Genomic DNA, 20,610 nt, shown 5'->3' on the forward strand with positions numbered 1-20,610 from the left:
TCTTACTGCATATAACCAAGAAGAATGCACGCAGTAGGGTACGGCTTTTTCATGCCCTTGCAGGATTTGTTGTATTATTGCGGCAGATCTGTTGTTCATGTTGAATTTCCTCAAAGAGCACTGGCAGTCCATCGGCATCGTAATCCTCTACGGCATCACCTTCCTGGTGGCCATGAAGGCATTGCTCGAAACCCGTTCTACCGGTAAAACGCTCGCTTACCTTCTCCTGCTGTTCTTCCTTCCGGGTATCGGTGTGTTAGTATACCTCCTGATTGGTGTTAACCGCCGTATCAATCGTATATACAGCCGCAAATGGATGAGCAACGTGCGCCTCAGCGAACGGCTCCAGGACTATCTCCGCCGTGAGAACCGGCAAACCCTCCTCGAACATCCGGACCTCGTTTCCAATAAAACCGGCATTGCGCGCCTTCTCTTCCGTGATTCTTTATCACCCCTCACGCCGGATAATGAAACAGTATTGCTGCTGAACGGGGAAGAGAAATTCCCCATGATGCTCGACGCGCTTCGTTCCGCCAAACACCACATTCACCTCGAGTATTACATTTTTGAAGATACCGGCATCGGCCGTGAGATCATGAACGTGCTCAAAGCCAAAGCCGCTGAAGGCGTGGAAGTGCGCTTCATTTACGACGATTTCGGCAGCCATGATATCAACCGCCGCTTCCTCCGTGAAATGCGTAAAGCAGGGGTGGAAGTATTTCCCTTTTACCGCGTGCGCCTCCTGGCAAACCGCCTCAACTACCGCAACCACCGGAAGATCGTGGTGATCGACGGGCATACAGGGTTTGTAGGAGGTATTAATGTGGCAGACCGGTACATCAACGATCCAAAATACCGCAGAAAGCATAAGAACTGGCCCTATTGGCGCGATTCTCATCTGTGCATCAAGGGGCAGGGGGTGCATACATTGCAGTTCCTGTTTATGGGCGACTGGAACTTCTGTGCCGAATCCGATCTTCCCATTACCCACGAATTCTTCCCCGATATCCCTGTAACCGGTAAAGATCTTGTACAGATAGCGGCGAGCGGACCGGATTCGGAAAGGTCTTCCATCATGCTGTCGTACCTCGCTGCCATCAACCAGGCGCAGCGATCTGTGTACATTACCACCCCTTACTTCATCCCGAACGAAGCTATATTCAATGCCCTGCAGCAGGCCGCACTTTCCGGAGTGGATGTACGCCTGCTGGTGCCGGGTATCAGCGACAGCCGCCTGGTGAACAGGGCTGCGGAATCTTTTTATGAAGACCTGCTGGCATGCGGTGTTCGGATCTTCAAATACAACAAAGGCTTCGTACATGCGAAAACGATGGTGGTGGATGATACGCTGAGTGTAGTAGGCACTGCCAACATGGATATCAGGAGCTTCGATTTCAATTTCGAAGTGAATGCGTTCGTATATAGCCGGGAAATGAACTGGAAGCTGACGGAAGCATTCCTGCAGGATTGCCTGTTCAGCGAGCAGCTCGAGCTGGCTGCCTGGAGGGAGCGGGGGAGGTGGGTACGGCTTTCGGAAGCGGTGGTACGGTTGTTCAGCCCGTTACTATAGGGGAAGAAAAAAATAAATCGATAGATTTCGATATTTCAAAAATGTTCCTATATTTGCATCATGGACGCAGCGATGATCGAGAAGGCGGCAAATGCTCTGGCGGATAAAAACCGGATGGCTATACTGTTGAAGTTAGCCAGGCAGGAGAATTGTTGCTGTGGAGAAATCCAGGATATGATCTGCCTTTCTCAGCCAACTGTGTCCCATCACATCAAGATATTGGTAGATAGCGGCGTGCTTATCAGCACGAAGGAGGGCCGGAATGTTACGCTTACTATCAATAAGGAGATGATGAAACACCTTTCAATGTTCTTCCTTCAGCTTAGCTGATTTTTTTTCACCTAATATATCGATGCTTTTAAATAAATCGATATAACACACACTACATATGAGCTTGCAGGATAAAGTAGCCGTTGTTACCGGAGGTAATAGCGGTATAGGGCTCGCTACGGCCGAAGAGTTCGTAGCCAAAGGCGCCAAAGTTGTGATCACAGGGAGAAACGCATATGCGGTAACCTCAGCGGCGGAAAAACTGGGAAGCGGTACACTGGGCGTGACCGCGGATCAGGCAAGCCTCGCAGATACCAACAAGCTGGTTGCGCAAGTGAAAGAACGTTATGGCAAAATTGACGTGCTGTTTGTCAATGCCGGCGTTGGAAGCTTTGCACCAGTAAGTGATGTTACCGAAGAAAAGTTCGACGAGATCATGAACATCAACTTCAAGGGCGCATTCTTTACCATTCAGAAATTTTTACCCATCCTGAACGACGGTGGTTCCATCATCCTGTTGTCTTCCGTGAACGCTTTTACCGGTATGCCGGGATCGAGCGTGTATTCAGCCAGTAAAGCCGCTTTAAATGCGTTGGGCCGCACTTTAAGCGCAGAACTGGCCGCGAAAGGCATCCGTGTGAACACAGTGAACCCCGGGCCGATTATTACACCCATCCTGTCGAAAGCCGGGATGGACGATGGCAGCATTGACGCCATCCGTCAAAAATTCGCGGAGCGGATACCGCTCAATCGTGCCGGTGAATCCGCAGAAGTTGCCAAACTGGTTGCTTTCCTTGCTTCCAGCGACGCTTCTTTTATCACCGGTGCGGAATATAACATCGACGGTGGGCTCACAGTCCACAAGTTGGTGGGATAATTGAGTAAGACTACAAACTTTCATTATCTGTTGAAACCCCTGATGCGTACTTCAAATTGACATATCGCCGGGGCGGTTTCGCACCGTCCCGGCTTTTTTCCTGAAATTAGCGGTATTAAAACCATCGCATTATGATTAAAGAGCCCGGCAGCCTGTATACCATCCGGTTCAACGACTGCGACCCTTTCGGACACCTCAACAACGCGGCCTATCTGAATTATTTCATGAATGCCCGTGAAGATCACCTGGCGGAACATTACGACCTGCGCCTGAAGGATTTTGCCATGAAGGGCAGGGGATGGGTGGTGACCGAGCACCGGATTGCATACCTCAAGCCTGCGCTGGTCGCAGAGAAGGTGTACATCTTCACCCGGGTAACCGACTTCTCGCATCAGCACATTTCCGTAGAAATGTGGATGACAGACGAGCAGCAGCAGAAAGTAAAATCGTTCCTGATGACCCGCTTTGCGCATGTAGACCTTAAAACCGGCAAACGTGCCGACCATGATGAGGAGCTGGTGCAATTACTGCAAAACATCCGTGTAGACCATAACCCCGACGAAACTTTTGAACAGCGTCTGGCCGCGAGGCTGCAGGCGCCTTCCATCCAGCTGTGACACCCCAAACCTAACTTAGCGATTAGTAAACAGTTGTAGGTAACAGCCGCCGGGGCATTCCTGCCCCGGCTTTTTCATTACTGCTTGTCAAAGAACTCCTTCAAAAGTAGCGGTAAGCGGTGGGAGGAAAAAAGAAAAACGCCGTATACGCTTATTTTGTAGCGTTTTGTGGTGTTTTTTACATAAGTTATTGATTATGTAACGGATAGGTTCCATTAGATGAAAGCTATATCTCCGAAGGGATAAGGAATTTCTCCTCTTTCCCTGCTTTTTCCCTCCAAATCCTTTACTGTATTGCCTGGAGTACCATTTGATATACACTAGATATACACCAGGTATACATGAACCCTTCCTTAATCCTTCTTTAACCCCTGTTTAGATGCGTCTTGAATGCGTCGCGTCTGCCCTTCGTCTGCCCTTCGTCTGCCCTTCGTCTGCCCTTCGTCTGCCCTTCGTCTGCCGTTTGCTTCCATAATACATTGAATATCAGTGCAAATAAAGCCGAATTAGGCCTATTTCGTTGATATTAGGTTTCTAAGTAGTTAATTTTCAATTGTTTTTATGGTTTATCGTACCGCTAGTCGTATTGTAACCGTACCGCTTATAGTACTGCTAATCGTACTGGTAATATACGCTAATCGTACTGTTGACGTACTGGTGTCGTACGCTAACCGTACTGTTATGGTACTCTTTCCCTTTTTAATTTGGCGGGTTTGAAATAATTCCTACCTTTGAGGTATTAACCAAATGGTTAAACGCTTCAGTTAGTAACATGCAGACGACCAACAGCACAGAACAACAGATCATAGACGCAGCGCGTAAGATATTCATGCACAAGGGTTTTTCCGGCGCCCGTATGCAGGATATCGCCGACGAGGCGGGGATCAACAAGGCGATGCTGCATTACTATTACCGTAGCAAAGACAAGCTGTTTGACATGGTATTTAACGAAGCGGTAGAAAAGCTTCTCAGCCGGGTAAGTGCCGTATTTACTGCCGACCTGCTGCTGGAAGACAAGATACAGGGTGTTATCGGCAGCTATATCAGCTCCATCGCCGAAAACCCCTACCTGCCGCTCTTCATCATGAACGAGATCAACCAGGACCCGGACCGGATCATAGACCGCTTTGTGAACACGCCGAGTTTTCCGAACATACAGGAGTTTATGATGATGTTGAATGCAGAAATGGATAAAGGAACCATTCGCAGGGTAGACCCCGTGCAGCTGATGATCAGCATTGTGGCGATGTGCGTGTTCCCCTTCATAGCCAAGCCCCTGTTGAAGGCGGTATTCAAGATCGGAGACCCGGCTTTCGCACAGTTCATCGAGGAAAGAAAAGCCTTTGTGAGCAGCTTCGTACTCAGCGCCCTTCGGCCCTGATATTTTTTTGGATAGCAATTAACCAATTAGTTAAATAAATGAGTTAGTGATGTTTAAATTCCTCATTTCCGCGCTGCTGCTGCTTTCCATGGGCGTCCAGGCCCAGGAGCGCTTTCCGCTCGACTCCGCCTGGGCCGCTGCCCGCAGGTACTACCCGCTGCTCAAACAGCAGGCTGCCACCGACCGCGCCACTGCGCTCCAGCTCCGCAACATCCGCACCGGCTACCTCCCGCAGGCAGAAATTAACGGTAAAGCCACCTACCAGTCTGATGTAGTGGCCATTCCCATCAAACTGCCCAATGTCAACATCCCCACCATGCCCAAAGACCAGTACAACCTGTCACTGGACGTACGCCAGCTCATATACGACGGCGGCGCCATTGCCGGTCAGCGGGAACTGCAGCTGGCCCGGCAGCAGGCAGACCGTCAAAAGGTGGAAGTAGACCTCCATCAGCTGCGCCAGCAGGTAGCGCAGGTATATTTCAATGCCCTCATCTGGGATGCGCACATTACCGCCCGCCGCGAAATGATCGCCGAAGTGAAACAGCGCAGAGAGAAACTGCAGGCTGGAGTAGACAACGGCACTGTACTGGCTTCACAGGCAGATATGTTACATGCAGAACAACTGAAGACGGAGCAGCAACTGGAAGAAGCCCTGAATGGTAAACAGGCTGCACTGGCTACTCTCGCACTTCTGACGGGTAAACCGGAAGCAGAAATGAATGCCCTCATTTTACCGGCCCCTGCAGAAACGGGTGACCAGCCTTTACAACGCCCTGAGCAGGCGCTTTTCAGATACCAGCAGGAGGTGCTTCGCCGGCAGGGAGACCTGACAGGTTCACAAACCCGCCCTAAAGTAAGTGCCTTTGTTCAGGGAGGCTACGGGCGCCCGGGCCTCAACCTGCTTTCCGATAAATTCGACTTCTACTATATGGGCGGCCTCCGTCTGCAATGGTCTGTTTGGAACTGGCATACCCAGCGTACAGAGCGTGCAGTACTGCAGGAGCAGGAACGGGGCGTGGAGGCGCAGCTGGAAGCGTTCGACCTCCAGACCAGGGCCCGGCTTCTTCAGCAGAAATCGGAAATCAATACACTATCGGCCGCTATCGTGAAAGACCAGGAGATCGTAGCATTGAGGGGGCGTGTGAAAAATGTGTCTGCCGCACAACTGGATAACGGGGTGATGACGGTGCACGATTACCTCAGTGATCTCTACGCCGAAACATCCGCCATTATAGCCGGTAAAACCCGGGAAATCCAATACGTATTCGCTACCATTCAATATCAGGTAATAAAAGGTTATTGAACATGAAAACAATTCTCACCACCGCTGCTTCGCTGATGCTCTTCGCTGCCTGTAAGTCAGGCAACGATGCTGCCGATGCATACGGTAATTTTGAATCCACTGAAGTAATCGTTTCTGCCGAAGCTACCGGCCGCCTGTTGCGGTTTGATGTGGAAGAAGGGCAGGTGCTTGCAGAAAATGCTGTTGTCGGCGGCATCGACTCCACACAGCTGCATCTCCGCAAAGCTCAGCTGGGGGCTAATATTAAAGCGGTGCAAAGCCGTATGCCGGAAGTGAATCCGCAGTTGGCCGTTATCAGGCAGCAGATTGCCACACAGCAGAAAGAGAAAGCACGCATAGAAAATCTCCTCAAAGCCAATGCCGCTACCCCCAAGCAGCTCGACGATATCAATGGCGCAATCGCACTGCTGGAAAAGCAATATGCATCCACAGCCTCATCTCTGAATACACAGGTATCCGGCCTCAGCAGCGAAACGCAACCGCTGGAATACCAGGTGGCGCAGGTAAAAGATCAGCTCGCGCAAACCCGCATTCTGAATCCCGCTAACGGTACGGTACTCGTTAAATATGTGGAGGCAGGCGAAGTGGTGAACTATGGAAAGCCACTCTACAAACTGGCCGACCTGCGCACCATGTACCTCAGGGCATATATCAGCGGGGATCAACTGGCAAGTGTAAAGACAGGGCAGGCGGTTAACGTAGGGATCGATCAGCTGGATGGAACCATCAAACAACTGAATGGTACCATCAGCTGGATCTCATCAGAAGCGGAATTTACACCCAAAACTGTGCAGACACGGGAGGAGCGGGTACACCAGGTGTATGCCCTGAAAGTACGTGTGAGTAACGATGGCAGCCTGAAAATAGGGATGCCGGGAGAAATGCGGATCGCTAAATAATTCATCATGGAACCGATCGTTGTACAAAACATTTATAAACAGTTCGGCAATGTTAGCGCCCTGCACGATATCAGTTTTACCGTAGGGCCGGGGGAACTGTTCGGGCTGATAGGGCCTGACGGTGCGGGTAAAAGCACCCTGTTCCGCATACTGGCCACACTGCTGCTTGCAGATAAAGGAAAGGCAATGGTGAATGGATTGGATGTGGTAAAGGATTACCGCGCCATCCGCAGGCAGGTGGGCTATATGCCGGGGAAATTTTCCCTCTACCAGGATCTGACGGTGGAAGAAAATCTCCATTTCTTCGCCACCATTTTCAATACTACGGTCAAAGAGAATTACGACCTCATCCGCGATATTTACGAACAGATCGCTCCATTTAAAAACCGACCTGCGGGTAAGCTCTCAGGAGGTATGAAACAAAAGCTGGCCTTGTGCTGTGCGCTTGTACATAAACCCTCCGTGCTCTTCCTAGATGAGCCTACTACCGGGGTAGATCCTGTTTCCCGCAAAGAGTTCTGGGATATGTTGCAACGCCTGAAGGAAAAGAACATACCAATCCTTGTTTCTACCCCCTATATGGATGAGGCAACGCTGTGCGACCGGGTGGCACTTATGCAGAATGGTGCCATCATGCAGATAGACACGCCTCCGGCCATCGTGGCGGAATTCCGGACAAAGATCTGGGCATTCAAATCCGATGATATGTACAGGCTCATCCGTGATCTGCGGGCACATCCGGAAGTGAAAACCTGTTTCGCTTTCGGTGAATTCCTGCATGTTACCATGACGGCAGGTCCGGAAGAAGTGAGTGGCAGTCTTACCGCCGGTGGGCACACCGGTTTGGTGATAAAGCCTGCCAATGCGGGGATCGAAGATGTTTTCATGGCCCTGATGCAGGCGCAAACCCAACCTGTATGACGCAGTCTGCCATTACCACCACAGCCCTTACGAAGCGCTTTGGCAATTTCATAGCCACGAATGCGATCACTTTTGATGTGGCGCAAGGGGAGATCTTCGGGTTTCTCGGGGCAAATGGTGCAGGTAAAACCACCGCGATGCGCATGCTCTGCGGTCTGCTCAGGCCCAGTAGCGGAGAAGCGCGTGTGGCGGGTTTCGATATCTATACCCAAACTGAGAAGATCAAACAGCGGATCGGGTACATGAGCCAGAAATTCTCGTTGTATGAAGATCTGACCGTTAAAGAGAATATCCGTTTCTATGGAGGTATTTACGGGCTTAGTAACCGTCAGATCCGGGACAAAACTGCAGACCTCCTGCAGCGCCTCAGCCTGGAACAGGAAGGGAATATGCTCGTAAAGGCGTTGCCACTGGGATGGAAGCAGAAGCTCGCTTTCTCCATAGCCGTGATCCATGATCCATCCATTGTGTTCCTCGACGAGCCTACGGGCGGGGTAGACCCCATTACCCGGCGGCAGTTCTGGGACCTTATTTATGAGTCCGCGGCAAAAGGCGTCACCATATTCGTTACCACGCACTATATGGATGAAGCGGAATATTGCAATCGCATTTCTATTATGGTAGACGGGAAGATTAAAGCACTTGATACCCCGGCAGCCCTGAAGAAGCAATATGGTGCAGATACGATGAACGAAGTTTTTTTGCAGCTCGCCAGAGCCAAATCCTGAAACATGAAACAGTTTTTCGAGTTCGTCAAAAAAGAGTGTTTCCACATATTCCGCGACCGGCGGACCCTCATCATTCTATTCGGAATGCCGGTGGTACTTATTGTGCTGTTCGGTTTTGCCATTACCAACGAGATCCGCCACGCCCGTGTTGCTGTGCTGGATTATTCGCAGGATGCGCTCAGCCATGGCCTCGTCAATAAAATCACTGCATCCACCTACTTTGATCTGGCCGAAAATCTTCGCAGCGAAAAAGATATCCTGCCTGCTTTCAGAAAGGGAGATATCCGTATGGTGATCGTGATCCCCAATGGTTTTTCCCGCGATTTTATCCGGGAAAGGAAAGCATCCATCCAGTTATTGACGGATGCGTCAGACCCCAATACTGCCACCACACTTATTAATTACGCCAACGCAATTATTGGCCGGTATCAGCAGGAGCAAACCAATCTGCAGCATTTACCGCTCACCATCCACCCTGAAGTACGCATGGTGTATAATCCCATGCTGAAAAGCGTTTTCCTGTTTGTGCCGGGTGTTATGACGCTTATACTCATGCTGGTTTGTGCCATGATGACCTCGATCACCATCACACGGGAGAAAGAACTGGGTACGATGGAGATATTGCTGGTATCGCCGCTCAGGCCTATGCTGATCATTGCGGGAAAAGTGGTGCCTTACGTCCTGCTTTCCTTTTTCATCTCCATCATCATCCTCTGCCTCGGCAGCTGGATATTCGGGATGCCGGTAAAGGGGAGCATTCTGTTGTTGCTTTCTGCCTGCGGACTGTTCTGTTTAACAGCACTCTCGCTGGGGATTCTCATATCGAGCCTTACCAACTCGCAGCAAACTGCGATGATGGTTTCCATGATGGGGCTGTTGCTCCCTACCATACTGTTAAGCGGCTTTGTATATCCCATCGAAAGTATGCCGGTGCCCTTACAGATTGTATCCAATATCCTTCCTGCCAAATGGTTCATCATCATTTTGAAAGACATTATGCTGAAGGGTAGCGGCCTACGGCAGATTGCCCTGCCAATGGGGATTTTGGGGGGTATGACCTGCTTTTTCCTCATCGTGAGCCTTCGTAAGTTTAAAATCCGTTTAAGCTGATGCGTACCATATTCTTCATATTACAGAAGGAGTTTTTGCAGATCTTCCGCAACAAATCCATGCTGCCTATCATATTTGTAGTCCCGGTTGTGCAATTGCTGGTACTGGCTTTCGCCACCAATTATGAAATCCGCAATCTGTCTATCGATATCGTGGATCATGATGGCGGTAACTGGAGCCAGCAGCTGAAAGGGAAACTGCTTTCTTCCGGGTATTTCACCCTCAACCGGCAAACAACTGACAAGGCCGCCTTCGATGATCTGGAGGCTAATACGGCAGATCTCATCCTTACCATCCCGCGGCATTTCGAGCGGGATCTGGTGCGGGGGAACGAAGCGAAAGTACAGCTGCTGGTGAACGCAATCAATGGCAGTAAAGCAGGACTGGCGGCTGGCTACGCACAAAGTATCCTCGGTGATTTTAACCGCCGCATCCGGATGGAGTGGCTGGCGCTGGATGAGGATGACGCGCCTTCGCATTTTGACACCAGTTTCCGCTACTGGTTTAACCCCGGACTGAATTACAAATTCTTTATGGTGCCTGGCATTCTTGTGGTGCTGGTAACATTGATCGGAGCGTTTTTGTCGGGGATGAATATTGTGAAGGAAAAGGAGATGGGGACTATTGAGCAGCTAAACGTGACCCCTATACGCAAGTTTCATTTCATCATCGGGAAGCTGCTGCCATTCTGGATCATCGCCTTGTTTGAGCTGGCGTTTGGGCTAATGGTGGGCAAGCTGGTATTTAACCTGCCTTTCGCCGGCAGTCTTGGATGGATATTCCTGTTTGCAGCTGTATACCTGCTGGTGATGCTGGGATTGGGGCTGCTCATTTCCACCTTTACGGAAACCCAGCAGCAGGCTATGTTCATCACCTGGTTTTTCCTCATTATCTGCATCCTGATGAGCGGATTATTTACTCCCATAGAGAGCATGCCGGGCTGGGCGCAGCATATCACGCAGTTTAATCCTGTGGCGTATTTCGTAAAGGTAATACGGATGGTGATGCTGAAGGGGAGCGGCTGGGTGGATATCAGGCAGTACCTGTTTATAATGATCGCATTTGCTGCAGTACTGAATGCCGTAGCTGTCTGGAATTACCGTAAAACCGCATAATATCATTCATTTATAACAGTTGTAGGTAACAGTTGCCGGGGCATTCCTGCTCCGGCTTTTTATTATCATTTCATCAGCTGGTGCGCCAGTTTACCGAGGGTTTTCAGCCCGTCTTCCACTGTTTTGCTCCAGGGGTTGGAGTAACTGAGGCGCATGCAGTTGTTGTAACGGTCCTGCAGTGTAAAGATCCGTCCAGGAGCAAAAATGATCTTGCGGCGGAGGGCCTGTTCATACAGTTCGATGGTATTGATGTTTTCATTGAGTTCCAGCCAGAGTACGTAGCCGCCCTGCGGGCGAGTAACGCAGGTATCTTCCGGGAAGTAATCTGCAATAGCCTGCTGGTAGCGGAGGCATTGGGTGTGAAGCATTTTCCGGAGGTTGCGCATATGGTGTTCGTAGCGGCCGTTTTCCAGGAAATGGGCGATAGCGGCCTGCGGAAGGGTGGCGCTGGAGATAGTATGGTTCAGTTTAAGGCGCAGTACGCGGTCTTTATACTTGCCGGGTACCGTCCAGCCTACACGGTAGCCTGGAGCGAGGGATTTGCTGAAAGAATTGCAGAGGAGTACATTCCCGTTCCGGTCGTATTGCTTGCAGCTGCTGGGGCGGAGTTTACCGAAATAGAGATCTGCGTAAATATCGTCTTCAATAAGGGGGATGTCGTATTTGTTCATCAGGCGCACCAGTTCCCGCTTGTTTTTATCCGGCATACAGGAACCGATGGGGTTGGAGAAGTTGGTGACGAATATGCAGGCCCTGATTTTAAACTTGGGGATAGCTTTGTCGAGGTATTCGAGATCTACTCCCGTAACGGGGTCTGTTGGTACTTCGAGCACTTTGAGGCCGAGGCTTTCCGCCAGCTGATAGGTGCCGCTGTATGCGGGGCTTTCCAGGGCTATTACGTCGCCGGGCTGGGTGGTGGCAGAGAGGCAGAGGGTGAGCGCGTCCATACAACCTGTAGTGGTAACTACGTCGTGTTCCGTTACGCTGCCGCCCCACTGGATGCTCATCCTTGCAATCTGCCGGCGGAGCGACAGGTTGCCCTGCAGGAGTTCATAATTGACGCCGCCGTTGTTTTCCCGCAATGCCTGAATCATGCTTTTCGCCAGTTTGGCGGAGGGGAGCAGGGATTCGGTGGGGGAGGCAGATGAAAAGCGGAGCAGTTCGGGGCCATGGTGGGAGAACACCTCCGTGATCATTTCACTTACGTTTACTTCGGTAGCCCTTTTCACCGGCCGTGTGGCACTGGGCAGCTCAGGCATACGCCGGGGGGAGAAGCACACGTAATACCCCGATTTAGGCCGTGGTTCCACAAATCCTTTACTCTCCAGGTGGTAATACGCCTGAAACACCGTACTCATGCTGATGCCCTGCTCTTTGCTCAGGGAACGGACGGATGGCAGTTTATCGCCTATGCGGATCACTTCCTTTTCAATCATGGCCTGAATACGGTCGGCCACCTGGAGATACAGATGTTCCATGGATAAATGTATTGTCTGATACGGTCAAAATTACGGAATTGAAATCTGTTCTGAATATTTTTTAATACCTTAACATAATAAACACGGAATCGTATGCAACATCTGCCTTTCAGCGTTGAACTGCGCCTGCGCACCCAGCATCTTTCTATCGGTGAAATGACCGGTCCGGTTTCGGATGAGGTGCTCCGGCAGGAGGTGGCCGCAGGGAAATGGTCGGCTATCGATAATATCGCCCATCTGGCTGTGTTTCAGCCCATCTTCCAGCGCCGCCTGCAACGCATTGCCGATGAGGAAATACCCCTGTTTGAACCCTACGTCTGGCAGGATGATGTGCTTTTCGCCGAATACCGGGGCCTTACCAACCGTGAACTGCTGGTACAGGTGCGGCACGACAGGGAAGCGTTTATCCGGTATACAGACGGCCTGAAAGCAGAAGATTTCAAGCGGAAAGGGCGGCATCCTGTGTATGGTACCTTCAGTGCGGCACAACTTATCGAGATGTTCATACTCCATGAAGCCCATCATCTTTTTACGATTTTTAAACTGGTCAATTTCGGGAAATGAGCCTGTTATATGTGGATTCACCGGTGGGGCGCATTGTTATCGGCGGTGATGAGGAATATATTTCCTGCGTTTCGTTTACGGACGGGAAAGAAGAAGCCGCTACCGGCGGGGAGCCTCCTGCATTATTACGGGAATGTGCCGCCCAGCTGGAAGCCTATTTCCGCAGGGAGCTCCGCCGGTTCGACCTGCCCATTCAGCAGGAAGGCACCCCATTTCAGCAACTGATCTGGCAAAACCTGCTGACTATACCCTATGGGGAAACCATCACTTACCTGGCGCTTGCCAAACGGGCAGGCAACGTCAAAAGCATCCGCGCCGCCGGTACTGCCAATGGCAGGAACAATATTGCCATCATCGTACCCTGCCACCGTGTAATCGGCAGCAATGGCGTACTCACAGGCTATGCCGGAGGCCTCTGGCGTAAACAATTCCTCCTCGATCTCGAAAAAGGAGGTCTGCTCTTCTGATCTCTCCCCACTTAAGTAAGCACTTACTAAATTGAAGTAACCCGGCTGACGAATGGCGTTCGTCATGGACTTTCCAGCTTGATCCGGTCATCTGATATGGTTAAAATACATAAAACTGCATCTGTTTTTTATGGTGGAATAGTAAGAATTTTGAGTCGTCAATTCAGCAACTTTAACACGCCACCATATGAATGCAATCTTCCGCGGCGATCTTGCCCGATTCGATGAACTTTTGCAGCAGACAGCAGATTACTCGGCCGACTTCCTCCGCCGTATGAATGAACTGCCTGTAAGTATGGATGTACCGGCCTTTGCAGAGGCACACCTGCCTGAAAAAGGCATGGGTGGCACGGCGGCGCTGGAGTTGTTCGATAACCGATTTGGAGCATTTCTTACTGCCAGTGCAGGGCCCCGCTATTTTGGCTTCGTTACCGGCGGCGTTACCCCGGCTGCCCTCGCGGGCGACTGGCTGGCATCTGCCATTGATATGAATGCGGCAGACAAATCTTCCCTCGCATTTTCCCTCGAAAAAGAAACCCTTCAGTTGCTGCGGCAGCTTTTCTCGCTTCCGGAAGCCTTTGAAGGGGTATTTGTGTCGGGCGCCACCATGTCAAACTTTACCGGGCTGGCGGCAGCACGGCAATGGCTGGGATTGCAGCAGGGTATAAACGTTGCAGAACAGGGTACGAGTGCTTTACAAAATGTAAAAGTTCTGGCCGCCACGCCGCATTCCAGTGTTGTAAAGGCACTGTCTATGCTGGGAATGGGCAGAAACAGCCTGGTTACCCTCCCCACATTACCCGGGCGCGAAGCGGTGGATGTAAAGGCGCTTGAGCAGTGGATCGCAGACAATCCGGGAACGCCTTTTATCTATGTAGCTGCTGCGGGTACCGTGAATACCGTTGATTTCGATGATATCGCTGCCATTGCAGCGCTGAAAAATAAACATCCGTTCTGGTTGCATGTGGATGCGGCCTTCGGAGGCTTTGCGGCCGTCAGCCCCCGTTTCAGGCATTTTCTGAACGGGTGGGAGCTGGCAGACAGTATTACGATAGACGCGCATAAGTGGCTGAATGTGCCTTACGACTGTGCGATGATGTTCAGCCGTCATTCCCACCTGCAGCTGGAAGTGTTTCAGAATGCAGGGGCAGCTTACCTGGGCGATCCTGCGCAGAACTTCAATTTCATCAACTACGCTCCTGAAAACTCCCGGCGCCTGCGGGCATTACCAGCCTGGTTCACGCTGAGGGCATACGGAGCCGAAGGCTACCGCGATGTTGTGGAGCAGAACGTGATGCAGGCACAGCGTTTAGGCGAGGCACTGGAACGGAGCGGCTATTTCCGCCTGCTGGCACCCGTGAAGATGTGCGTGGTCTGCTTTACTCTTAATACGGAAGAAAGCAAACTCCCGGGGCATTTACAGGTCTTTTTACAGACGCTCGTCAAGCGGGGCGTGGTTTATGTAACGCCTACCGTTTATGGCGGCGTACCGGGCATGCGTGCGGCGCTGGTGAACTGGCGCACAACAGATAAAGACACGGAGATGGCCATTCGCGAGCTGGAATCGGCGGCAGCGTCGGTAGCCGGGATGTCGGCCATTCTTACAAATAATTGATTTAGAGGTTGATATTAGTATTATTGGCGATGGGTATCTACCCATCGCTTGCTATACCGCCTCTGTTTTTAACCTCCTGATATGCAAAAGCAAAACCATACAAACGCTTACATGGCTTTGGTCATCGTAAGTATCTTTTGGGGAACCACTTACCTTGCCGCCCGGATCGGCGTACAGCATATGCATGGCATGATGCTGGCAGGCCTCCGGCAAACAAGCGCAGGATTCATTCTCGTAGCCTTTTTCCTCATGCGCGGTTATAAGGTGCCCCAGGTGCCGGTACTGTCGAGGCTTTTCGTAATAGGTACCATTATGCTGTGCGGCAGCAATGGGTTAATGACCTGGGCTATGCAATACATCCCCAGCGGGCTGGGGGCTATCATAGCAGCCACCGTTCCCATATGGATCACCATTTTCAGCTTCTTCCTCGTACAGAAAACCAAAATAACCTGGCAGCTGATTGCCGGCATGCTGATAGGGCTTGCGGGCATCGGAGGGATATTTTATGATAACCTGGCCAGTCTGATGAACCAGGAGTACCGTTTCGGCATTATCCTTATTACACTGGCATGTGTTTTCTGGGCACTTGGTTCGGTATTAACTGCCAAGTGGGCACTGGGCATCAATTATCTGTACGGTGCAGGCTATCAGATGCTGTTCAGCGGGATCGTGATGCTGGTGATTGCCGGTTTTATGGGGCAGCACCTCAGTCTTGCCGCCTTCAACGGCGAACTATGGGGCAGTTTACTGTACCTCATATTTATCGGATCTTTACTTAGCTATTCCGCATATGTTTTCGCCCTCAATAACCTGCCGCCTTCGCTGGTATCCATTTATGCCTATATCAACCCCATTGTGGCGGTGATACTTGGCTGGCTGATCCTGCAGGAGAAACTGAACTGGGTAATGGGCCTGTCCTGCATGGTTACACTGCTGGGCGTGTACATAGTTAACAAAGCATTCAACAAGCAGAAAAGTTATGAACGCAGCTAATGACATCCGCATCCTGAGCTGGCATCCATCTTACCAGCCTCATTTCGAAAGGCTGAACAAGGCCTGGATCAGTAAGTTTTTCCGGCTGGAGCCTATAGATATCGCCGTGCTGGAGCATCCGGAGGATCATATCATTGCCCCCGGCGGGGAGGTACTTTTTGTTGCTGTAGGTAATCAGATTGCCGGTACGGTTGCTTACCGGCCGGTGGCTGCCGATACAGTGGAAATGACGAAAATGGCGGTAGACGAAGCCTATCAGGGCCGTAAGCTCGGCTGGGCATTGGGTAAAGCTATTATCGACAGAGCAGCAGAAATGGGCTTTTCGAAGATGGTTTTGTACTCCAGCCGCAAACTAACGCCCGCCATCACCATGTACCATAAACTGGGTTTTGAAGAAGTGGAACTGGAAAAGGGAGATTACGAACGTTGCGATATCAAAATGGAAATATCCCTGCAGGAACCGCCGCTGGCAGCACTGGCACGGGAACTGAGAGATGTGGTGCTGCGTACGGAAGTGCGCCTGCTCCAGTTTACGGACGAAGAAGCAGGGATCCGTCCTTCCCCTGAAAAATGGAGCCGTAAGGAGGTGTTAGGCCACTTAACGGATTCCGCCCTGAACAATTACCCCCGGTTTATCAGGGCGCAGCAGAACGTTTTTACGGAAGTACCCGGCTATAATCAGGACTTCTGGGTGGAAGCGCGGCAATATATGCGGGAAGACTGGCGGGAGCTGGTGCAGATCTGGAAATCCGTTAACCTGCACATAGCCCGGCTGTTGCCAATGATACCGGCCGAAGCGCTGGACAACATCCTCGTAATAGGGCCTAATGCCCCCGCCACATTGCGTTATGTGGCAGAAGACTATCTGCGCCATCTGCAACATCACCTTACCCAAATATTCCCCGTACATGCAAATTATTAAAGCTACAGAAGACAGGCTGGAGGCCCTCGCAGCCTTGTTTAACGACTACCGCGGGCATTACGAACAGGCATCGGATATTGCAGGCGCCAAAGCGTTTCTGTCGGAGCGCCTCCGGCAGCAGGACAGTGTTATTTACCTCGCAATAGACGGGGACGAAGTGGTGGGTTTTACCCAGTTGTACCCTGTTTTTTCCTCCATAGGCATGAAAAAGGCCTGGATTCTCAACGATCTGTTCGTGGTTCCGGAAGCCCGCCGGAAAGGAGCTGCCCGTGAACTGATTGCCGCAGCCAGAAATATGGGTGTGGAATCGGCCAGCCGTTACCTCATGCTCCAGACGCACTGGAGCAACGAAAAGGCCCGCGCACTGTACGAAAGCACAGGCTGGAAGCTCGATGAGGATTTTGCTTATTACTACCTCTCCTTATAGAATACAGTTACAATTAACAGAAAAATGTACACAGGCGGGCGTCGGCCCGCCTGTTCCTGTTTTGGTACATAATTAGCCGCGAAATGTTTTTATTTGCGGGATGGAACTGCAACAAAACCCCTGGCGCTTTGAGACCGCCAGTATTCCTTACGAGAACCCCTGGATCCGGGTAACGGAACACAGAGGCATCAATCCCGCCGGGAATCCCGGTATTTACGGAATCGTTCATTTCAAGAATCTTGCTATTGGTGTGGTAGCCCTGGATGCGGACCAGCATATCTGGCTGGTGGGGCAGTACCGGGTGCCGCTGGAGGCCTGGAGCTGGGAGATACCCGAAGGCGGAGGGCCTCATGGCACAGATCCCCTGGTGTCGGCCAGGCGCGAACTGGCGGAAGAAACTGGGCTGAAAGCCCGAGAATGGCGCCAGATCGTACAGGTGCACATGTCCAACTCCGTGAGCGACGAAGTAGGGATCGTATACCTGGCGCAGGGGCTGGAGCAGGGAACGGCTGATCCGGAGGAAACGGAACAGCTGGCGGTAAGGCGCGTTCCATTCATGGAAGCCTACCATATGGTAAGGGAGGGTGCCATAACGGACTCCCTTTCTGTGGCTGCTATTCAAAAGATCCGGCTTATGATGCTGGAAGGGGAGCTTTGATGCGTTATCTTTGCGCCGATGAACCACCGTTTCAAGAAACCACAGGCACCCAAGCCAAAACAGTCTTCCCTCATCATCGGGCGCCAGCCATTGCTGGAAGCCATGAAGGGAGGAAAAGCCATTGAGCGCATATTTATGCTCAAAACCGCCTCGGGCGATATCATACCGCAGATCCGCAACCAGGCCACCGAATTGCGCATCCCCATCAACTATGTGCCGGTGGAGAAGCTGAACAGTCTTACCCAGGCCAACCACCAGGGTGTGGTAGCCCTCGCGGCCGCTGTTGCCTACCTCGACCTGCAGGATGTTATTTCCCATGTGGTGGAAAAAGGGGAGACCCCGCTTTTCCTCATCCTCGATGGTATCACCGATGTCCGTAATATAGGCGCCATCGCCCGGAGTGCGGTGTGTTGCGGCGCACAGGCCATCATTATCCCCGACCGTGGCATTGCTGCCCTGAACGAAGAAGCCATGAAATCCTCGGCCGGTGCCCTGGAGCGTATTGCTATCTGCCGGGTAGGCAGCCTGCTCAAAGCCATCGATGAACTGCACCTCAACGGTATCAAAATAGTAGCCAGCGAAATGGAAGCGCCCAACCGCCTGCAGGATCTGCCCTGGCAGGAGCCAATGGCGGTGATCATGGGTTCGGAAGATAAAGGCGTGTATCCGGCATTGCTGAAAGCTGCCGACGAGCAGTTCCACATCCCCATGCAAAGCAATTTCGAATCATTTAACGTGTCAGTAGCGGCAGGTATTATCCTGTACGAAGCTATGAAGCAGCGGATGGAGCCCTGATGATCGGAGCACATAATTTGTTATTTTAGCATATGCTGAAATTCATCGAATGCCCGCGCGATGCCATGCAGGGATGGCCGCGCATAATACCCGCAAAGGAAAAGATTGCATACCTCAATGCCTTGCTGCCCGTGGGGTTCGATACGCTCGACTTTGGAAGCTTCGTATCCGCCAAAGCCATCCCTCAGATGGCAGATACGGCCGAAGTACTGGCCGGCCTCGATCCTTCTGCCACAAAGTTGCTGGCCATCGTGGCAAATGTACGCGGGGCGGAAGATGCGGTGGTTCATGAACGGATTCAGTACCTGGGTTTCCCCTTTTCCATCTCAGAAACATTTCAGCTAAGGAATACCAACAAAACTATCCCCGAAGCACTGGAGCAGGTCCAAACCATTCAGGAGCTGTGTGTCAAGAACAGTAAACAACTGGTCATCTATATTTCCATGGGGTTTGGAAATCCCTATGGTGATCCGTACAGTCCGGATGTAGCTTTGGAATGGGCGGGCCGCTTTGCGGACCTCCATGTACCCATCATCTCACTGGCCGATACGGTTGGCGTGGCGAAGCCGGAAGGTATCAGCTCCCTTTTTTCAACACTGGTGCCGGCTTATCCGCAGGTAGAATTCGGAGCGCATTTTCATTCCACGCCACAGGCATGGGAGGAAAAGATTGCTGCTGCTTGGGAGAGTGGCTGCCGCCGGTTCGACAGTGCCATCCGCGGCATAGGCGGTTGCCCTATGGCGCAGGATGATCTCGTTGGGAATATTGCCACCGAGAACCTGCTGCGGTTCTGCGCAGAAAGGGGTATTGCAAACGGACTTAATACTGCATCATTCTCGGAAGCAATGGTATTGGCGGATAGCGTATTCCATCATTAGCCCGATTTTTTGATATTTTTACAGCATGAATTTTCGCCTCACTTTCCCGGTGGCTCCGCTGGGGCCTTCCATACAGTATTCCGACAAGCTGTTGCTTTCAGGGTCCTGCTTCGCGGAAGAAATCGGCCACCGGCTGGAGCAGCACAAGTTTGATGTTCTGCTCAATCCCAACGGCATACTTTTTAACCCGCTGAGCATTGCCCAGAGCATGCAGCAGTACCTGGATAACAAACATTATTCGGCAGAAGATCTTTTTCTGCATGAAGACATCTGGCACAGCTGGGATCATCATTCCCGTTACTCCGGAACGGACAGGGATGTCGTGCTGTCGCAGATCAACGCATCGCAGACGGCAGCATCAACGCGGCTGAAGGAGGCCGACTGGCTGGTGATCACATTGGGCTCGGCACATGCCTACTATCTGAAGGAGAATAACAGGCTGGTGGGCAATTGCCATAAAGTACCGGAAGCAGCATTTACGAAGAAACTGATTCCGGTCGATGAGGTGATTTCTGCGTTGGATAATATGATGCACCGGTTGTTTTTCGTGAACCGGAAAGTAAATATCCTTTTTACGGTGAGCCCTGTGCGTTATGCGCGCGACGGTGTGGTGGAGAATAATCTGAGTAAAGCGGTGTTATTGCAGGCAGTGCACCATCTGGTGAATAAATTCGACCGGTTGTTTTATTTCCCTGCATACGAGTTGGTGCTGGATGATTTACGGGATTATCGTTTTTATAAGGAAGATATGGTGCATCCCAACGAGCAGGCATTGCAGTATGTGTGGGAGCACTTCTTAAAAGCCTGTGTACAGCCCGCATCGCAGGATGTAGCCCATCAGATCGCGGAAATCATTCGTGCGAGGGGGCACCGGCCGTTTAATCCTGAAAGCCCGGGGCATAAACAGTTTATGCTGGCCATGGAAAAGAAAGTAAAGCTACTGCAGGAAAAAAATCCATCTCTGAATTTCGGAGACGAATTACTTTTTTTTCGTTCATGAAGCAGGAGCTGTAAATAAA

At 51.4% G+C, this 20,610-nt stretch carries 22 protein-coding genes; 21 read left to right on the top strand and 1 reads right to left on the bottom strand.

The annotated features are described in order from the left end of the window. The first annotated feature begins 97 nt into the window (after positions 1 to 97). The 11 genes from cls (at position 98) to DEV76_RS16170 (ending at position 10,794) form a co-directional block, all read left to right on the top strand. Complete coding sequence (gene cls / locus DEV76_RS16120; RefSeq protein WP_109698934.1) at positions 98 to 1,570, top strand: cardiolipin synthase; 1,473 nt, start codon at positions 98 to 100, stop codon at positions 1,568 to 1,570. 60 nt (positions 1,571 to 1,630) lie between these two features. After that, complete coding sequence (locus DEV76_RS16125; RefSeq protein WP_109698935.1) at positions 1,631 to 1,900, top strand: ArsR/SmtB family transcription factor; 270 nt, start codon at positions 1,631 to 1,633, stop codon at positions 1,898 to 1,900. Between the two features lie 58 nt (positions 1,901 to 1,958). Next, positions 1,959 to 2,717, top strand: a complete 759-nt coding sequence (locus tag DEV76_RS16130) for a glucose 1-dehydrogenase (RefSeq protein WP_109698936.1) — start codon at positions 1,959 to 1,961, stop codon at positions 2,715 to 2,717. Positions 2,718 to 2,848: 131 nt separating this feature from the next. Then, positions 2,849 to 3,334 carry an acyl-CoA thioesterase gene (locus DEV76_RS16135; RefSeq protein ID WP_109698937.1) on the top strand — a complete coding sequence of 162 codons (486 nt, stop codon included), beginning with the start codon at positions 2,849 to 2,851 and terminating at the stop codon, positions 3,332 to 3,334. Between the two features lie 772 nt (positions 3,335 to 4,106). Beyond that, positions 4,107 to 4,715: a TetR family transcriptional regulator gene (locus DEV76_RS16140; protein WP_109698938.1), complete on the top strand. Its 609-nt coding sequence runs from the start codon at positions 4,107 to 4,109 to the stop codon at positions 4,713 to 4,715. Between the two features lie 49 nt (positions 4,716 to 4,764). Then, positions 4,765 to 6,021 carry a TolC family protein gene (locus tag DEV76_RS16145; RefSeq protein WP_109698939.1) on the top strand — a complete coding sequence of 419 codons (1,257 nt, stop codon included), beginning with the start codon at positions 4,765 to 4,767 and terminating at the stop codon, positions 6,019 to 6,021. A 2-nt stretch (positions 6,022 to 6,023) separates the two neighbouring features. Then, positions 6,024 to 6,920, top strand: a complete 897-nt coding sequence (locus DEV76_RS16150; protein WP_109698940.1) for an HlyD family secretion protein — start codon at positions 6,024 to 6,026, stop codon at positions 6,918 to 6,920. A 6-nt stretch (positions 6,921 to 6,926) separates the two neighbouring features. Then, positions 6,927 to 7,841, top strand: coding sequence for an ABC transporter ATP-binding protein (locus DEV76_RS16155; RefSeq protein ID WP_109698941.1), 915 nt, complete (start codon positions 6,927 to 6,929; stop codon positions 7,839 to 7,841). After that, the gene (locus tag DEV76_RS16160) at positions 7,838 to 8,569 is read left to right on the top strand and encodes an ABC transporter ATP-binding protein (RefSeq protein ID WP_109698942.1); all 732 of its coding nucleotides are present in this window, start codon (positions 7,838 to 7,840) and stop codon (positions 8,567 to 8,569) included. The genes DEV76_RS16155 and DEV76_RS16160 overlap by 4 nt, the downstream gene beginning before the upstream one ends. A gap of 3 nt (positions 8,570 to 8,572) precedes the next feature. Continuing rightward, the gene (locus DEV76_RS16165) at positions 8,573 to 9,679 is read left to right on the top strand and encodes an ABC transporter permease (RefSeq protein WP_109698943.1); all 1,107 of its coding nucleotides are present in this window, start codon (positions 8,573 to 8,575) and stop codon (positions 9,677 to 9,679) included. Then, positions 9,679 to 10,794 (top strand): ABC transporter permease, encoded by a 1,116-nt coding sequence (locus DEV76_RS16170; protein WP_109698944.1) that lies wholly within the window; start codon positions 9,679 to 9,681, stop codon positions 10,792 to 10,794. Before DEV76_RS16165 ends, DEV76_RS16170 begins: the two co-directional genes overlap by 1 nt. A gap of 65 nt (positions 10,795 to 10,859) precedes the next feature. Here the strand turns inward: DEV76_RS16170 and DEV76_RS16175 are convergent, their stop codons facing one another. Continuing rightward, a complete protein-coding gene (locus DEV76_RS16175) occupies positions 10,860 to 12,272 on the bottom strand; it encodes an aminotransferase-like domain-containing protein (protein ID WP_232826966.1) in 1,413 nt (470 codons plus the stop codon). 93 nt (positions 12,273 to 12,365) lie between these two features. On the opposite strand from DEV76_RS16175, the gene DEV76_RS16180 reads away from it, so the two are divergent. From DEV76_RS16180 to DEV76_RS16225, 10 genes are all read left to right on the top strand, one after another. After that, complete coding sequence (locus tag DEV76_RS16180) at positions 12,366 to 12,836, top strand: DinB family protein (RefSeq protein WP_109698946.1); 471 nt, start codon at positions 12,366 to 12,368, stop codon at positions 12,834 to 12,836. Beyond that, on the top strand, positions 12,833 to 13,303 hold the full coding sequence (locus DEV76_RS16185) for a methylated-DNA--[protein]-cysteine S-methyltransferase (RefSeq protein ID WP_109698947.1): 471 nt from the start codon (positions 12,833 to 12,835) through the stop codon (positions 13,301 to 13,303). The genes DEV76_RS16180 and DEV76_RS16185 overlap by 4 nt, the downstream gene beginning before the upstream one ends. A gap of 187 nt (positions 13,304 to 13,490) precedes the next feature. After that, on the top strand, positions 13,491 to 14,918 hold the full coding sequence (locus DEV76_RS16190) for a pyridoxal phosphate-dependent decarboxylase family protein (protein ID WP_109698948.1): 1,428 nt from the start codon (positions 13,491 to 13,493) through the stop codon (positions 14,916 to 14,918). Between the two features lie 81 nt (positions 14,919 to 14,999). Next, a complete protein-coding gene (locus DEV76_RS16195) occupies positions 15,000 to 15,911 on the top strand; it encodes an EamA family transporter (RefSeq protein WP_109698949.1) in 912 nt (303 codons plus the stop codon). Beyond that, positions 15,898 to 16,833, top strand: a complete 936-nt coding sequence (locus DEV76_RS25960) for a GNAT family N-acetyltransferase (protein WP_157962928.1) — start codon at positions 15,898 to 15,900, stop codon at positions 16,831 to 16,833. The genes DEV76_RS16195 and DEV76_RS25960 overlap by 14 nt, the downstream gene beginning before the upstream one ends. Further along, positions 16,820 to 17,260: a GNAT family N-acetyltransferase gene (locus tag DEV76_RS16205; RefSeq protein ID WP_109698950.1), complete on the top strand. Its 441-nt coding sequence runs from the start codon at positions 16,820 to 16,822 to the stop codon at positions 17,258 to 17,260. The genes DEV76_RS25960 and DEV76_RS16205 overlap by 14 nt, the downstream gene beginning before the upstream one ends. A gap of 100 nt (positions 17,261 to 17,360) precedes the next feature. Beyond that, complete coding sequence (locus DEV76_RS16210) at positions 17,361 to 17,918, top strand: NUDIX domain-containing protein (RefSeq protein ID WP_109698951.1); 558 nt, start codon at positions 17,361 to 17,363, stop codon at positions 17,916 to 17,918. Positions 17,919 to 17,936: 18 nt separating this feature from the next. Then, positions 17,937 to 18,713: a 23S rRNA (guanosine(2251)-2'-O)-methyltransferase RlmB gene (rlmB, locus tag DEV76_RS16215; protein WP_109698952.1), complete on the top strand. Its 777-nt coding sequence runs from the start codon at positions 17,937 to 17,939 to the stop codon at positions 18,711 to 18,713. 32 nt (positions 18,714 to 18,745) lie between these two features. Further along, a complete protein-coding gene (locus DEV76_RS16220) occupies positions 18,746 to 19,591 on the top strand; it encodes a hydroxymethylglutaryl-CoA lyase (RefSeq protein ID WP_109698953.1) in 846 nt (281 codons plus the stop codon). Positions 19,592 to 19,616: 25 nt separating this feature from the next. Next, positions 19,617 to 20,591, top strand: coding sequence for a GSCFA domain-containing protein (locus tag DEV76_RS16225; RefSeq protein WP_109698954.1), 975 nt, complete (start codon positions 19,617 to 19,619; stop codon positions 20,589 to 20,591). Positions 20,592 to 20,610 lie beyond the last annotated feature (19 nt).

The organism is Chitinophaga deserti (assembly GCF_003149455.1).
GTDB lineage: Bacteria > Bacteroidota > Bacteroidia > Chitinophagales > Chitinophagaceae > Chitinophaga > Chitinophaga deserti.

Excerpts from the sequence above, each read along its gene's own strand:
- DEV76_RS16185 (WP_109698947.1), top strand. The coding sequence starts at position 12,833 with ATGAGCCTGTTATATGTGGATTCACCGGTGGGGCGCATTGTTATCGGC.
- DEV76_RS16130 (WP_109698936.1), top strand. The coding sequence starts at position 1,959 with ATGAGCTTGCAGGATAAAGTAGCCGTTGTTACCGGAGGTAATAGCGGT.
- DEV76_RS16160 (WP_109698942.1), top strand. The coding sequence starts at position 7,838 with ATGACGCAGTCTGCCATTACCACCACAGCCCTTACGAAGCGCTTTGGC.
- DEV76_RS16195 (WP_109698949.1), top strand. The coding sequence starts at position 15,000 with ATGCAAAAGCAAAACCATACAAACGCTTACATGGCTTTGGTCATCGTA.
- DEV76_RS16205 (WP_109698950.1), top strand. The coding sequence starts at position 16,820 with ATGCAAATTATTAAAGCTACAGAAGACAGGCTGGAGGCCCTCGCAGCC.
- DEV76_RS16140 (WP_109698938.1), top strand. The coding sequence starts at position 4,107 with ATGCAGACGACCAACAGCACAGAACAACAGATCATAGACGCAGCGCGT.
- DEV76_RS16125 (WP_109698935.1), top strand. The coding sequence starts at position 1,631 with ATGGACGCAGCGATGATCGAGAAGGCGGCAAATGCTCTGGCGGATAAA.
- DEV76_RS16145 (WP_109698939.1), top strand. The coding sequence starts at position 4,765 with ATGTTTAAATTCCTCATTTCCGCGCTGCTGCTGCTTTCCATGGGCGTC.
- DEV76_RS16150 (WP_109698940.1), top strand. The coding sequence starts at position 6,024 with ATGAAAACAATTCTCACCACCGCTGCTTCGCTGATGCTCTTCGCTGCC.
- DEV76_RS16170 (WP_109698944.1), top strand. The coding sequence starts at position 9,679 with ATGCGTACCATATTCTTCATATTACAGAAGGAGTTTTTGCAGATCTTC.
- DEV76_RS25960 (WP_157962928.1), top strand. The coding sequence starts at position 15,898 with ATGAACGCAGCTAATGACATCCGCATCCTGAGCTGGCATCCATCTTAC.
- DEV76_RS16155 (WP_109698941.1), top strand. The coding sequence starts at position 6,927 with ATGGAACCGATCGTTGTACAAAACATTTATAAACAGTTCGGCAATGTT.
- DEV76_RS16225 (WP_109698954.1), top strand. The coding sequence starts at position 19,617 with ATGAATTTTCGCCTCACTTTCCCGGTGGCTCCGCTGGGGCCTTCCATA.
- cls (WP_109698934.1), top strand. The coding sequence starts at position 98 with ATGTTGAATTTCCTCAAAGAGCACTGGCAGTCCATCGGCATCGTAATC.
- DEV76_RS16220 (WP_109698953.1), top strand. The coding sequence starts at position 18,746 with ATGCTGAAATTCATCGAATGCCCGCGCGATGCCATGCAGGGATGGCCG.
- DEV76_RS16135 (WP_109698937.1), top strand. The coding sequence starts at position 2,849 with ATGATTAAAGAGCCCGGCAGCCTGTATACCATCCGGTTCAACGACTGC.
- DEV76_RS16210 (WP_109698951.1), top strand. The coding sequence starts at position 17,361 with ATGGAACTGCAACAAAACCCCTGGCGCTTTGAGACCGCCAGTATTCCT.
- DEV76_RS16165 (WP_109698943.1), top strand. The coding sequence starts at position 8,573 with ATGAAACAGTTTTTCGAGTTCGTCAAAAAAGAGTGTTTCCACATATTC.
- DEV76_RS16175 (WP_232826966.1), bottom strand. The coding sequence starts at position 12,272 with ATGGAACATCTGTATCTCCAGGTGGCCGACCGTATTCAGGCCATGATT.
- DEV76_RS16190 (WP_109698948.1), top strand. The coding sequence starts at position 13,491 with ATGAATGCAATCTTCCGCGGCGATCTTGCCCGATTCGATGAACTTTTG.
- rlmB (WP_109698952.1), top strand. The coding sequence starts at position 17,937 with ATGAACCACCGTTTCAAGAAACCACAGGCACCCAAGCCAAAACAGTCT.
- DEV76_RS16180 (WP_109698946.1), top strand. The coding sequence starts at position 12,366 with ATGCAACATCTGCCTTTCAGCGTTGAACTGCGCCTGCGCACCCAGCAT.